Genomic DNA, 13,336 nt, shown 5'->3' with positions numbered 1-13,336 from the left:
GAGAACGGTAGCCTGGACCGCGATGGACACCGCGCGCCGCACCCCTCGCACCCTCGCGATCGCGGGGGTCGTGATCGCCCTCGCGGCAGGGCTGACCGGGTGCACCAACTCCGTCGGCATGAGCGCGGCACCCTCCGCGAACGCGGCGGCGTGCGCGGCCGCACAGGTGCGGTTGCCCGCGACCGTCGACTCGACGTACGACCTGCGGAACACCAACGCGCAGTCCACCGCGGCTTGGGGCGACCCGGAGGCCGCGCTCTACCACTGCGGCGTGGCCGTGCCCACCGTGTCCGACCTGCCGTGCTTCACGCTCGGGTCGGTCGACTGGATCCGCGACGACCGCGGCAAGCAGATCGTCTACACGACGTTCGGACGGTCCCCGGCGGTGCAGGTCGTCGTCGACACGTCGAAGACCGGCAGCGCGGTGCTGCAGGACATCGCGACGGCGGTGGCGACGCTGCCGGAGGACGGGCACAAGTGCCTGGACCCGTCCGACGTGCAGGGCTGACACACCCCGACCCCGCCGAGCGTCAGCGGACGGCGGCGCGCCCCAGCTCGATGAGCTCGGTGACCAGCTCGCCGTAGGACACACCCGACGCCGCCCAGCAGCGCGGGTACATCGACAGCGGGGTGAACCCGGGCATCGTGTTGACCTCGTTCACGACGAAGCCGTCGTCGGTCAGGAAGCAGTCGACCCGGGCGAGCCCGGAGCCACCGATGGCCTCGAACGCACGGGCACCGATCGACCGGATCTCGTCGGTCTGGTCGTCGGTGAGCGGCGCCGGGCACAGCAGTGACTCGTCGCCACCGAGGTACTTCGAGGCGAAGTCGTAGAAGCCGTCCTCGGCCACGACGATCTCGCCGGGCAGGCTCGTGCGCGGCGCACCGTCACGGCCCTCGAGCACGGCGACCTCGACCTCGCGGCCGACGACCCGCGGTTCGACGATCACCTTGGAGTCGTGCTCGAACGCCAGGTCCATCGCGGCGCCGAGCTCGTCGGGCCCGTCGACGCGCGAGACGCCCATGCTCGACCCCGCGCGTGCCGGCTTCACGAACAGCGGCCAGCCGTGCGCCGCGATCGTCTCGGCGACGTCGACCGGGTCGGACGCCCACTCGCGGCGGAGCACGGTCGTCCAGGGAGCGACCCGCAGACCGGCGTGCTCGAGGACGGCCTTCGCGACGTGCTTGTCCATCGCCAGGGCGCTGGCGAGCACGCCGTCACCGACGTACGGCAGACCGGCGATCTCGAGCAGGCCCTGGATCGTGCCGTCCTCGCCGAACGGACCGTGCAGGATCGGGAACACCACGTCGACGGCGACGGTCGTGACCGAGCCGTCCGGGTGCGAGACGACGAGTTCGTTCGTCGCCGGCGAGGTCGGGAACGCCACACGCGTGCCGTTGTCGGGCACGGTCGGCAGGGAGCCGTCGCGGATCGCCCACTGCGAGGGGTCGTCGGACTGCAGCGTGAACGCGCCGTCCTTCGTGATGCCGATCGGGACGATCTGGTACTCGGTGCGGTCGACGACGTCCATGATGCCGCCGGCGGTCACGCAGCTGATCTCGTGCTCGCTCGAGCGCCCGCCGAACAGGACGGCGACGGTGGTCGTGGGAACGTCGGTTCCCTCGGGGATCGTGGGCACGGGAGTCCCTTCGTGACTCGGTGCGGGACCGGTCACTCGCCCTGGGGCTCGTCGGTCTCGGTGAGGTGCGGCGCGATGTTGCGCGGATCGAGCCTACCGGCGAGGACCTCGCCGACCTGGCTGACGATGGGCATGTCGACGCCGTTCGCGGCGGCGAGCTCGAGGATCGGTGCGACGGACGCCAGGCCCTCGGCGGTCTGGTTCATCTGCCGCACGACCTCGTCGAACCGGTACCCCTGACCGAGCAGGCGCCCGGCGGTGTTGTTCCGGGACAACGGCGACTGGCAGGTCGCGATGAGGTCGCCGAGGCCCGCGAGGCCCGACAGGGTGGACGGCTGCGCGCCGAGCGACACCGCGAACTCGGTCATCTCGGCGAGGCCGCGGGTGATGATCGACGCCTTGGTGTTCTCGCCGTAGCCGACGCCGTCGACGATGCCGATCGCCACGGCGATGAGGTTCTTCAGCACGCCGCCGAACTCGGTGCCGATGACGTCGGTGTTGATGAACGACCGGAAGTACGGGTTCGTCGCGACGGCGGCGACAGCGGTCGCGGTCTCCACGCTCGACGACGACACCACGGCGGCGGTCGGCTGCCGACGGGCGATCTCGAGCGCCAGGTTCGGTCCGCTCGCGACGGCGATGCGGTCCTGGTCGATGCCGAGTCCCTGGAGCAGGACCTCGCTCATCCGCAGGCCGGTGCTCTTCTCGACGCCCTTCATCAGGCTGACGACGGGGACACCGGCGGGCAGGAGCTCGCAGATCGCGTCGAGGTTCGACCGCAGGGTCTGCGACGGCACCGACACGTACACCTGGGTGGCGCCGTCGAGCACCTGCTCGAGCGACGTCGACGCCGTGAGGGTGCGGGGCAGGTTGATGCCGGGCAGGTAGTCGGAGTTCCGCTTCGTCTCGGTGATCTCGCGGGCGACCTCGGGACGCCGGGCCCACACGACCGTGGAGGCACCGCCCTCGGCGAGCACCTTCGCGAACGTGGTGCCCCAGCTGCCGGCACCGATGACCGCCACGCGGGGCTTGTCGGTCGACTGCATCACCACCCGGATCGCGGCGGTGTCGAAGGCACCCGGCGCTGCTGCGACGGGGTCGGGACGATCGTCGTGCGGGCGGAGGTCACTCAAACCGGCCGGTCTCCTTCTGGTTGTTCGCCGCCGGGTCCCAGCGGGTCTTCGGGGCCTGCTCGCCACGGAGCTGCTCGAGCAGCTCCGTGATGCGCTGCATGAGCAGCTCGGTGGCCTCGGTCAGCATCTGCTGGTCGATCGGCCGGCCACGGTAGGCGGACAGGTCGACGGGGTCGCCGACGATGACGTCCACGCGCGACCGCGGGAACAGGCGGAGCTTGTTCGAGTAGCGCGCCATGATGCCCTGCGTGCCCCAGTGGGCCATCGGGATCAGCGGCACGTCGTTCTCGAGCGCGATGCGGACGGCCCCGGTCTTGCCGCGCATCGGCCACAGGTCGGGGTCGCGGGTGAGCGTGCCCTCGGGGTAGACGATGATCGCCCCACCCTGCTCGATGAGCGACCGCCCGCCGCCGAGTGGGTCGCTCAACCGGGTGCGGCCGGAGCGCTCGACCGGGATCTGCCCCATGCCGGACATGAGCTTGCCGAAGACGGGCACCTTGAACAGCGAGGCCTTGGCCAGGAACCGCGGGGCCCGCCGACTGATGTAGACGGCGGTGCCGACGACCAGCGGGTCGATGTTCGTGAAGTGGTTCGGCGCGAGCACGAAGGCACCGTCCGCCGGCAGGCGGTTCGGGCCGTACCAGTGGTAGTTCGACGAGAACCGGAACGTCGGGATGACGACCGACGCCACGATGCGGAACGCGGGGTTGAGCTCCCCACGCTTCCAACGCCGTCCACGCACCGGCAGGCCGGTCGCGACCTGCACGGCGGACGCACCACGGGCCTCCCGGCCATCGCCCTGGCGCGACGGGCCGTCACCAGGACGCGACGGACCGTCACCCGGCTGCGGAACCGACACCGCGACTAACCCGCGAAGTCGAAGTCGGCGCCCAGCTTCCGCAGCTTCGGGATGAAGTGCTCGTAGCCGCGGCTGATGATGCCGACGTTGGTGATGTGGGACTCGCCGTCGGCGGTCAGGGCCGCGATGAGGTGGCTGAAGCCACCGCGGAGGTCGGGGACCCGGACGTTCGCCGCGTGCAGCGTCGTCGGACCGGTGATGACCGCGGCCTGCTCGAACGGGCGACGGGCGACACGGCGGTCGTGCCCGGGCAGCCCCTCCTTGTGGACGACGATGTCGGCGCCCATCTCGTTCAGTGCGTCGGTGAAGCCGAAGCGGTTCTCGTACACGGTCTCGTGCACGATGCTCTGCCCCTCGGCCTGGGTCAGCGCCACGACGAGCGGCTGCTGCCAGTCGGTCATGAAGCCGGGGTGCACGTCGGTCTCGATGACGACGGGCTTGAGGGTGTCGCGCTCACGGTAGAAGCGGATGCCGTCCTCTTGCACGTCGAAACCGCCGCCGACCTTGCGGAAGACGTTGAGGAACGTCATGAGCTCCTGCTGGTTCGCGCCCTCGACGAAGATGTCGCCGTCGGTGGCGAGCGCGGCGGAGGCCCAGCTGGCGGCCTCGTTGCGGTCGTTGATCGCACGGTGCGTGTAGCCGCGCAGCGACTCGACGCCCTCGATGAAGATCACGCGGTTCGGCTCGACGGACACGATCGCGCCCATCTTCTGCAGGATCGCGATGAGGTCCATGATCTCGGGCTCGATCGCCGCGTTCCGCAGCTCCGTGACGCCGGTCGCCAGGACGGACGACAACAGGACCTGCTCGGTCGCGCCGACGCTCGGGTACGGCAGCTCGATGGACGCGCCCTTCAGCCCGTCCGGGGCCGTCAGGTGGATGCCGTTGACCTGCTTGTCGACGACCGCACCCATGGCGCGGAGCGCGTCGAGGTGGAAGTCGATCGGGCGGTCGCCGATGCGGCAGCCGCCGAGGTCGGGGATGAACGCCTCGCCGAGCTTGTGCAGCAGCGGGCCGCAGAACAGGATCGGGATGCGGCTCGAGCCAGCGTGGGCGTCGATCTCGGCGAAGTGCGCCGACTCGACGTTGGCCGGGTCGAGGATGAGCTCGCCTCGTGCAGGATCGGTGATGCGCACGCCGTGCACCTCGAGCAGCCCACGGACGACCTTGACGTCGGAGATGTCCGGGACGTCCTTGAGGATCGACGGGGTGTCACCGAGCAGCGACGCCACCATGGCCTTGGTCGCGAGGTTCTTCGCCCCGCGGACCTCGATGCGCCCCACGAGCGGCTTGCCCCCGCGGATGACGATCTCGTCCGACTTGAGGCCCACGCGCGCCCCTGCGGCCGCTGCGTCCTGTACGAGAGAGTTCACTACTTCACCGGCAATGTCTTCGGCCGCCAACTGGAGCGGCGGGATTCGAACTCCGTGATCGAGGTCTCGTCACGGAGGGTGAGCCCGATGTCGTCGAGCCCTTCCATCAACCGCCAACGAGTGTAAGCGTCGATCTCGAAGGGGACGTCCACATCCCCGAGCGACACGCGCTGCGCCACCAGGTCCACGGTCGCCGACACCCCCGGGTTCCGCTCGATCTCGGCCCAGAGCCGCTCGACTTCCGATTCGGTCACGATCGCGGTGACGAGGCCCTGCTTGCCCGCGTTGCCCTTGAAGATGTCGGCGAACCGGGGCGAGATGACGACCGCGAAGCCGAAGTCACGCAGTGCCCAGACCGCGTGCTCACGGGACGAGCCGGTGCCGAAGTCCGGGCCGGCCACCAGGACCTTCGCGCCCTGGTACTCGGGCTGGTTCAGCACGAAGTCGGGGTCCTGGCGCCAGCCGGAGAACAGGGCGTCCTCGAAGCCGGTCTTCGTGACGCGCTTGAGGTAGACCGCGGGGATGATCTGGTCGGTGTCGACGTTCGACCGCTTGAGCGGGGCGGCGATGCCGGTGACGGTGGTGATCTTGTCCATCAGACTGCCCCTTCCAGGACGGTGTTCGCTTCGGAGTTCTCCAGGTCCCACGGGCTGGACAGCGTGCCGCGGATCGCGGTGGCGGCGGCGACGAGCGGCGACACCAGGTGGGTGCGCCCGCCCTTGCCCTGGCGCCCCTCGAAGTTGCGGTTCGACGTGCTCGCGCAGCGCTCCCCCGGTGCGAGCTGGTCGGGGTTCATGCCGAGGCACATCGAGCACCCGGCGAACCGCCACTCGGCGCCGAACTCCTTGATCACGACGTCGAGCCCCTCGGCCTCGGCCTCGAGCCGCACCCGGGCGGACCCCGGCACGACCATGACCCGGACGCCGTCGGCCTTCTTGCGGCCCTGGATGATCGACGCGAAGGCCCGCAGGTCCTCGATGCGCGAGTTCGTGCACGAGCCCATGAAGACCGCGTCGACGGCGATGTCCTTCATCGGGGTGCCGGCGGCGATGTCCATGTAGTCGAGGGCCCGCTGCGCAGCGGCCTGGTCGTTCGGGTCTTCGAAGTCGAGAGGCGAAGGCACGTTCTCCGACAGCGAGACGCCCTGGCCGGGGTTGGTGCCCCAGGTGACGAAGGGCTCGAGGTCGTCGGCGTCGATGAAGACCTCGGCGTCGAACACTGCGTCGTCGTCGGTCGCCAGGGTGTCCCAGTACGCGACGGCGTCGTCCCAGTCGGAACCGGTCGGGGCGTGGTCGCGGCCCTGCACGTAGTCGTAGGTGATCTGGTCGGGGGCGACCATGCCGGCGCGGGCTCCGGCCTCGATCGACATGTTGCAGATCGTCATCCGGCCCTCCATCGAGAGCGCACGGATCGCGGAACCGCGGTACTCGAGCACGTAGCCCTGTCCGCCGCCGGTGCCGATCTTGGCGATGACCGCCAGGATGATGTCCTTCGCGGTCACGCCCGGACGCAACGTGCCCTCGACCGTGATCGCCATCGTCTTGAAGGGCTTCAGCGGCAGGGTCTGCGTCGCCAGCACGTGCTCGACCTCGGAGGTGCCGATGCCGAACGCCATGGCCCCGAACGCCCCGTGGGTGCTGGTGTGCGAGTCGCCGCAGACGACGGTGATGCCGGGCATCGTCAGGCCGAGCTGCGGGCCGACGACGTGCACGATCCCCTGCTCCTTGTCGCCGAGCGAGTGCAGGCGGACCCCGAACTCCTCGCAGTTGCGGCGCAGGGTCTCGATCTGGATCCGGCTCGTCGGGTCCGCGATGGGGCGGTCGATGGCGAGCGTCGGGGTGTTGTGGTCCTCGGTCGCGATCGTCAGGTCGAGCCGGCGCACCGGGCGCCCGGCCTGGCGCAGACCGTCGAACGCCTGCGGGCTCGTGACCTCGTGCACGAGGTGGAGGTCGATGTAGAGGAGGTCCGGGTTGCCGTCCTCACCCTTGACCACGACGTGGTCGTCCCACACCTTCTCGGCGAGCGTCCTACCCATGAGCTCGACTCCCTCGTTCTCGTCGTTGCGCCGCGACCGCGGCACGATCAGGCGACTCTACCATTGGTATACCAACGCGTCGTCGCGTTCTCCACGCGGTGCGGCGGTCGACCGGGAGGCCCGTGGCGACTCGACGACACCCGTCGCGGTGGGAAGATGGTCGGGACATGACGACACCTGCGCACTCGACCCGGACGATCAACCTCGAGGGCGCGGCACGCGCAGCGATCGCGGGCGGTGCACCACTGGCGCTGCTCATCACCCTCGGGATGCCGGGCTACGCCGCGTTCGCGATGTTCGCCGGCTTCACCGCGATCTTCGGGGCGACCGAGCCCTACCGGCAGCGCGCCGTCACCACCGGCGTCGCGGGTGCGCTGCAGACCCTGTGCATGTTCGCGGGCATCGGTGTCGCCCTGCTCGGCTCCCCGCTCTGGCTGCAGGCGACCGGGCTCGTCGTCGTGCTCGTCGTCGCGGTCTGCACCCTGTCGACCCTGCGGACGATCCCCGCGCAGCCGATCTTCCCCGTCTTCGCGTTCGTGGTCTCCGCCCTCGTGCCGCTCAGGCCCGCGGACGTCCCGCTCGTCGCGACGATCATCGTCTGCTCGGTCGTCTGGGCGTGGCTCGTCGCGATGTCCGGGTTCGTCATCCGGCACGTGTGGCACCCGCGCGCGCCGCACCGGTTCCGGCCGCTGGCGCCGCTCAAGGAGCGCGGCTTCGGCATCCTCCGCACGGCCGCGCTGTGGGAGACCGTGGCGCTCAACGTCGTGGGGTCGCTCGTCGCCGGCGCGGTGGCGTCGACCATCCCCTGGCTCGGGCACCCGTACTGGGCCGTCATCGCGGTGGTGTCGACCCTGCCCGCCCTCCGCCAGCGGCACACCGTGATCCGGGCGTTCCAGCGCTTCATCGGCACGATCGGCGGCACCGTGATCGCCGTCGGGATCCTGCTGCTCGAGCCGTCGGCGTGGTGGATCGTCGTCATCGCCGTCGTGGGGCAGTTCTTCGCGGAGATCTTCGTCGCCCGGAACTACGCCGTCTGCCTGCTGTTCCTGACGCCGCTCGCCCTCGCCGTGTCGTGGCTGAGCCTGCCCGAGGCCCCGGAGCTCCTCGCGCTCGACCGGGTCGCGCAGACCACCCTCGGTGCGCTCGTCAGCGTCGGGCTGTTGTTCGTGGGGCGCGCGATCGAGCGGCGGCGCGGCCGAGCCCTGGGTGCCACGAGCGCGATCCGTACCGTCTGAGTACCTGGAGACCCGTGCCGTACCTGGTCGTTCCGGGCGCACCTGGTCGTTTCTTCTGACCAGGTGTGCCCGATCCCACCGACCATCGCGCGCGTTCGGGGAAAGAACGGGCGCGTCAGTCGCGGGGCTGGATGTTCCAGGCGTCGATGACCGGGCGGCCGTGCTCGTACCCGAGGACGCTGACCGATGCGGTACCGAGCTTCAGTACGGCACCGTCCTGCGGCGCGAGCCGGATCCACGCGGCGCCGAGGGCACGCAGCACGTGGCCGTGCGCGACGAACACGGCGTCCTGGCCCTCGGCGAGCACCGGACGAGCGCGGTTCAGGATGCGCTCGACGCGGACCCGGACCTCGGCGGCGTTCTCTCCGGGGGTGTCACCGGCAGGTACTCCATCGGTCCAGAGGTCCCACGGCCCGTGGCGCAGCACCTTGATCTGCGGGGTGGTGAGCCCTTCGTACGCGCCGTAGTCCCACTCGTACAGGTCCTCGTCGAGCTCGGGGTCGACGCCGATCAGGTGCGCGGTGTCGCGGGCACGCTGGAGCGGACTCGACAGGGCCAACGCGAACGAGCGGTCGGCCAGGTACCGGCCGGCGCGCTTCGCCTGCTCGACACCGTTGTCCGTCAGCGGGATGTCGGTGCGGCCGGTGTGCTGCCCGCTCTTCGACCACTCCGTCTCTCCGTGACGGACGAGGACGAGTTCGCCGGGGCGTTCCGAGGTCATGAGTTCCTTCCGATCCAGAGGCCGAGCGCAGCTGCGCCGACCGAGACGACGAGCATCCCGAGGCCGTGCAGGACGGCGAGCCGGGGCTTGCCGGATCGGAGGAGCTGGACGGTCTCGACGCTCGCCGTCGAGAACGTCGTGTACCCACCCATCATGCCCGTCCCGAGCACCGCGACCGCCGGGAGCGGGATCGTCCCGGCCTGCCCGAGGCCGGTGAGCAGCCCGAGGACGAGCGATCCGGACACGTTGATCAGCACGGTCCCGAGCGGGAACCCGGCAGTCCGCGAGCGGGACGTGCGCGCCTTGACGAGTCCGTCGAGCAGGAACCGGAGCGCGGCTCCGAGTCCCCCGCCGACGGCGACGAGCAGCAGTTCGAGCGGGTTCACGACGCGCCTCCGTCCGGGCCGGTCGGACGCGGTCGGAGCCGCCCGGCGATCAACACCCCGAGCGCGACGGCGCCGAGGCCGAGGACCACGGACAGCAGTGCGTACCCGCTGCCCGCACCCCACCGGCCGACGTCGAGCAACTGCGCGGTGTCGTCGGCGAGCGTGCTGTACGTCGTGAAGCCGCCGAGCACGCCGGTGCCGACGAGCAGCCGCAGCGTGCGGCGGCCTCCGACGTCGGGACCACGCATCGCGAGTGCCTCGAGCAGGAGCCCGAGGCAGAAGGCCCCGACGACGTTGATCGCGAGGATCACCCAGCTGATGCCGTCGTGGCCGGGGAACGCCTCAGCGAGCAGTGCGCGGATCGCGGTCCCGATCGCGCCGCCGAGTGCGACGAGGGCGAGGAAGCGCCAGCGGAGGTGCGGCGGTCGCGCATCGGTCATCGGTACTCCTATCGCCGAGCACGCCGGATCGTCTCCGCGCGTGCGGTGTTCTCGGGATAGGGACCGTTGGCGCTTCGTGCGCGGTTGGGTCCGGCAGGCCCCACTGCCGGGTCTGACGACCCGTCCAGCGTACTGCTCAGTCGGCGACGGCGGCGATCGCCTCGACCTCGACGAGCTGGTCGTCGTAGCCGAGGACGGTCACGCCGAGCAGTGTGCTCGGAACGTCGTGGTCCCCCACGGCGGCGCGGACGACGTTCCAGGCGGCGACGAGGTCCTGCTGCTCGGTCGTCGCGACGAGCACCCGCGTCTGGACGAGGTCGTCGACCCCCGCGCCGGCGGCTGCGAGCGCCGTCCGCAGGTTCGCGACGCACTGTGCGGCCTGCCCGGCCACGTCACCGACGGCGACCGTCGCGCCGTGCTCGTCGAGCGGACACGCCCCCGCGAGGAACACGAGCCGTGTCCCGGCCGCCACGGTGGACGCGTAGGCGTACTCCGCGACGTCGCTGAGCGCTGTGGACCGGATGAGCTGGACGGCACTGGACACGGAAGCAGCCTGGCACACGACGATGAAACCCCCGGCGAGTCGGAGCTCGTCGGGGGTTTCGTGGTGCTGGTGACCCCAGCGGGATTCGAACCCGCGTTACCGCCGTGAGAGGGCAGCGTACTAGGCCGCTATACGATGGGGCCGCGGCTGTTGTCGGACTCGGAGCATGTCACCTGTGGTGACCCCAGCGGGATTCGAACCCGCGTTACCGCCGTGAGAGGGCAGCGTACTAGGCCGCTATACGATGGGGCCGTTCCGACAACTCGACAAGTATTGCACAAGCCGCGCATCGCGCCAAAACGAGGCGTGTCGCCCGGGTGTGCCGCCATGCCGCGCCCGGCATACGGCGCTCGCTGCGCGTGCAGATTCCGACAGAACACCGGTTGAACGACGCGCGTTCTGTCGCAACATGCACACGCATCCGTTGCGTGCGCATCGAGCGACGAAACACCGGTTGAACGACGCGCGTTCTGTCGCAACATGCACGCGCATCGGTCGCGCGGCCGTGGACGCGACCGCCCATCGGACGGGAGGCGCGGGGCGGGCCCGCCACGGGCCTCCCGTCCGACCGCGCGCACGTCCGGAGCCGCGCTTCGTGAGCAGGAATGGTCGCGTCGGTCGGTCCCACCCGACCATTTCTGCTCACGAAGCGACCACGGCGCGGTCCCGCGCGGTCAGATCGTGAGCGACTCCCCCGGCCGCAGGATCTCGAGCACGCCGTGCGGGGTGAGCGCCTCGCGCAGCCGACCGGTGTGCATGCCGTAGCCGATGTCGGAGAGTGTGGCCTCGTGGATCGGGTAGGCACGGGCCGGGGCGAGCGCGGCGACGTAGTCCATCATCTCGGCGACCTTGAGCCACGGGGCACCGACGGGTGCGGCGAGGACCTCGACGGGCACGCCCGGGTCGGTGTACGAGTCGCCGGGGTGGAAGAGCGTGCGGTTCACGAGCACGCCGGTGTTGTCGACGATCGGCACCGAGGAGTGGATGAGCTGGTGCCGCGTGCCGTGGAAGTCGAGCTCGAACGGGCCGACGGTGCGGTGGTCGCCGTCGGTGACTACCTCGACCGCGATGCCGGAGTCGGCGAGCGCCGCGCGGACGCCCTCGGGGCCGAACACCACGGCGTCGGGGTTGGCGGCGAGGATCCGTTGCAGCTGCTCGGGCGTGACGTGGTCGGGGTGTTCGTGGGTGACGACGACCGCGACGACCCCGGTCGCGTCGACGGGGCGGGTGAAGTCGCCCGGGTCGAGCACCAGGCGGGCATCGCCGTCCGACAGGATCTGGCAGGCGTGTTCGAGCTTCGTGACCTCCATGCGGGCGACGCTACCCGCGGCGGGCCGGGCGGGCTCGGGCGGGGGCCGACTCGGAACGACGTCTCCGTTGTCGTACGACATCGCGATCGTCGTTCCGAGTCGATCCCGCCCACACACCACCACACACGCCTCACCCCGGCGGCGGCCCCGTCGTCCCCCGCACCACCAGGTGCGCCGGCGCCGCGACGATCGCTCCGGCAGCGCCGCCGTCGACCTCGGCGAGCACTGCCCGCGCCGCTGCGCGCCCCTGCGCCTCCGGGTCCTGTGCCACGGTCGTCAGGCCCACGGTGGCGCCGTACTCGTGGCCGTCGATCCCGATCACGGAGACGTCCCCCGGCACCGACAGCCCGGCCTGCCCGGCGGCGAGGAGCACCCCGAGCGCCATCTCGTCCGAGGCGCACAACACGGCAGTCGGACGATCGGGCCCGGCGCCAGCACCGGCGCCGGCACCAGCGCGCCCGCCGAACAGCGCGTTCCCCGCCGCCAGCCCACCGGCGAACGAGAACCGTCCGTCGAGCAGCCACCGGTCCGGCACCGCGTGTCCGGCGGCCCGCATCGCGTCGACGAACCCGTCCCGCCGCAGGTGCGGCACCGCCACGTTCATGCCGGCCTCGTCCTGCCCGCCGACGTAGGCGACCCGTCGGTGTCCGAGTCCGCACAGGTGGTCGACCGCGATCCGGGTGACGGCTCGGTCGTCGACCCCGATGTTCCGCAGGCCCGGTGCGGGTCCGCCGATGACGATCATCGGGTGCCGGGTGAGTTCGAGCTCGGCACGTTCGGTCGCGTCGAGCACCAGGGACAGCAGGACGAGGGCGTCGACACGGTGCCGCAGCATCGAGCGTCGGAACGCCCGGTCGCGGTCGCCGCCCGGCCCGCCCAGGTTGTAGAGCACGAGGTCGTACCCGGCCCGCCGGAGTTCCGCGTCGACGCCGCCGAGTGCCTTGACGTAGAACCACCGGTCGATCACCGGGACGACGACGCCGACGGCGCGCTGCCGCCCGGTGGCGAGGCCGGCCGCCGCCGAGCTCGGGACGTACCCGAGCTCGTCGGCGACCCGTCGGACCTCGTCGATCGTGGTCTCCGCCACGTTCTCCATGCCGCGCAGCGCTCGCGACACCGTGGACTTCGACAGTCCCGTGACGGTCGCGATCTCCTGGATCCCCATCGATGCGACCCGGGAGGCCCGTCAGCCGTCCGTACCGTGTGTCACGCCCGCCGGACGGTCGGCTGCAGTGCCGGGGACGGCTTGCGCGACGGCCGCTGCGGTCCGGTGCGCTCGGTGCGGTGCACGACGACCCGCTGGTGCGAGCTCGTCCCACCCGCTGTGCTGGTGCACCCGCCCGTCCGCCGAGGGCCGTGGCTGACGACGGGTGTCGTCGCCGCGAGCGGTGCGGACGGGGGCGACGGCAGGAGCGGCACCGATGCCGTCGGTGGCCCCGTCGACGACCGCGTGGCGGCGGAGTACCCGCACCCGCCACCGGTCGAGCGCCACGACCCCGAGCACGCACACCAGCAGGGTGAGTGCCCAGCCGAGTGCCGGTCGACCGGTGACCTCGCAGAACACCGTGGCGCCGAGGAACAGGATGCCGAACATGCCGACGAAGCCGATCGCCTCTTCGATCCGGGCCGTGGGCCGGGTGGGTCCGCGCTGTGCCATGGT

The 13,336-nt window shown here is 71.0% G+C and carries 15 protein-coding genes and 2 tRNA genes; 2 read left to right on the top strand and 15 right to left on the bottom strand.

The window, feature by feature from the left end:
• Positions 1-22: 22 nt before the first annotated feature.
• Positions 23-508 carry a DUF3515 family protein gene (locus EDF23_RS00190; protein ID WP_131919875.1) on the top strand — a complete coding sequence of 162 codons (486 nt, stop codon included), beginning with the start codon at positions 23-25 and terminating at the stop codon, positions 506-508.
• Positions 509-530: 22 nt separating this feature from the next.
• On the opposite strand, the gene EDF23_RS00185 is transcribed toward EDF23_RS00190, so the two are convergent.
• The 6 genes from EDF23_RS00185 to leuC form a co-directional block, all read right to left on the bottom strand.
• Positions 531-1,640: a D-alanine--D-alanine ligase family protein gene (locus EDF23_RS00185; protein WP_279388181.1), complete on the bottom strand. Its 1,110-nt coding sequence runs from the start codon at positions 1,638-1,640 to the stop codon at positions 531-533.
• Positions 1,641-1,672: 32 nt separating this feature from the next.
• Positions 1,673-2,686, bottom strand: coding sequence for an NAD(P)H-dependent glycerol-3-phosphate dehydrogenase (locus EDF23_RS00180; protein WP_131920621.1), 1,014 nt, complete (start codon positions 2,684-2,686; stop codon positions 1,673-1,675).
• Positions 2,687-2,765: 79 nt separating this feature from the next.
• Positions 2,766-3,539, bottom strand: coding sequence for a lysophospholipid acyltransferase family protein (locus EDF23_RS00175; protein ID WP_131919873.1), 774 nt, complete (start codon positions 3,537-3,539; stop codon positions 2,766-2,768).
• A gap of 98 nt (positions 3,540-3,637) precedes the next feature.
• A complete protein-coding gene (murA, locus tag EDF23_RS00170) occupies positions 3,638-5,005 on the bottom strand; it encodes a UDP-N-acetylglucosamine 1-carboxyvinyltransferase (protein ID WP_111086050.1) in 1,368 nt (455 codons plus the stop codon).
• Positions 5,005-5,601 carry a 3-isopropylmalate dehydratase small subunit gene (gene leuD / locus EDF23_RS00165; protein ID WP_111086049.1) on the bottom strand — a complete coding sequence of 199 codons (597 nt, stop codon included), beginning with the start codon at positions 5,599-5,601 and terminating at the stop codon, positions 5,005-5,007. The genes murA and leuD overlap by 1 nt, the downstream gene beginning before the upstream one ends.
• Positions 5,601-7,040 carry a 3-isopropylmalate dehydratase large subunit gene (gene leuC / locus EDF23_RS00160; protein ID WP_131919871.1) on the bottom strand — a complete coding sequence of 480 codons (1,440 nt, stop codon included), beginning with the start codon at positions 7,038-7,040 and terminating at the stop codon, positions 5,601-5,603. Before leuC ends, leuD begins: the two co-directional genes overlap by 1 nt.
• A 167-nt stretch (positions 7,041-7,207) precedes the next feature.
• On the opposite strand from leuC, the gene EDF23_RS00155 reads away from it, so the two are divergent.
• Entirely contained in the window at positions 7,208-8,275 is a 1,068-nt protein-coding gene (locus EDF23_RS00155) for an FUSC family protein (RefSeq protein WP_131919869.1), read from the top strand.
• Between the two features lie 115 nt (positions 8,276-8,390).
• Here EDF23_RS00155 and EDF23_RS00150 read toward each other — a convergent pair whose 3' ends face one another.
• From EDF23_RS00150 to EDF23_RS19450, 9 genes are all read right to left on the bottom strand, one after another.
• Positions 8,391-8,996 carry a histidine phosphatase family protein gene (locus EDF23_RS00150; protein WP_123937670.1) on the bottom strand — a complete coding sequence of 202 codons (606 nt, stop codon included), beginning with the start codon at positions 8,994-8,996 and terminating at the stop codon, positions 8,391-8,393.
• Positions 8,993-9,382: a fluoride efflux transporter CrcB gene (crcB, locus tag EDF23_RS00145; RefSeq protein WP_131919867.1), complete on the bottom strand. Its 390-nt coding sequence runs from the start codon at positions 9,380-9,382 to the stop codon at positions 8,993-8,995. Before crcB ends, EDF23_RS00150 begins: the two co-directional genes overlap by 4 nt.
• Positions 9,379-9,822 (bottom strand): CrcB family protein, encoded by a 444-nt coding sequence (locus EDF23_RS00140; protein WP_131919865.1) that lies wholly within the window; start codon positions 9,820-9,822, stop codon positions 9,379-9,381. Before EDF23_RS00140 ends, crcB begins: the two co-directional genes overlap by 4 nt.
• 136 nt (positions 9,823-9,958) lie before the next feature.
• The gene (locus EDF23_RS00135; protein ID WP_131919863.1) at positions 9,959-10,366 is read right to left on the bottom strand and encodes a RidA family protein; all 408 of its coding nucleotides are present in this window, start codon (positions 10,364-10,366) and stop codon (positions 9,959-9,961) included.
• A gap of 67 nt (positions 10,367-10,433) precedes the next feature.
• Positions 10,434-10,509 (bottom strand) — tRNA-Glu (locus EDF23_RS00130).
• 33 nt (positions 10,510-10,542) lie between these two features.
• Positions 10,543-10,618 (bottom strand) — tRNA-Glu (locus EDF23_RS00125).
• 422 nt (positions 10,619-11,040) lie between these two features.
• On the bottom strand, positions 11,041-11,676 hold the full coding sequence (locus tag EDF23_RS00120; protein ID WP_131919861.1) for an MBL fold metallo-hydrolase: 636 nt from the start codon (positions 11,674-11,676) through the stop codon (positions 11,041-11,043).
• 130 nt (positions 11,677-11,806) lie between these two features.
• Entirely contained in the window at positions 11,807-12,841 is a 1,035-nt protein-coding gene (locus EDF23_RS00115; protein ID WP_131919859.1) for a LacI family DNA-binding transcriptional regulator, read from the bottom strand.
• A 21-nt stretch (positions 12,842-12,862) separates the two neighbouring features.
• Complete coding sequence (locus tag EDF23_RS19450; RefSeq protein WP_185021104.1) at positions 12,863-13,333, bottom strand: hypothetical protein; 471 nt, start codon at positions 13,331-13,333, stop codon at positions 12,863-12,865.
• Between the last annotated feature and the right edge of the window lie 3 nt (positions 13,334-13,336).

The sequence above is a fragment of the Curtobacterium sp. PhB128 genome (assembly GCF_004340725.1).
Lineage (GTDB): Bacteria > Actinomycetota > Actinomycetes > Actinomycetales > Microbacteriaceae > Curtobacterium.
The sequence above is the reverse complement of the archived record's forward strand: the minus strand, read 5'-3'. Positions and strand labels throughout refer to the sequence as shown.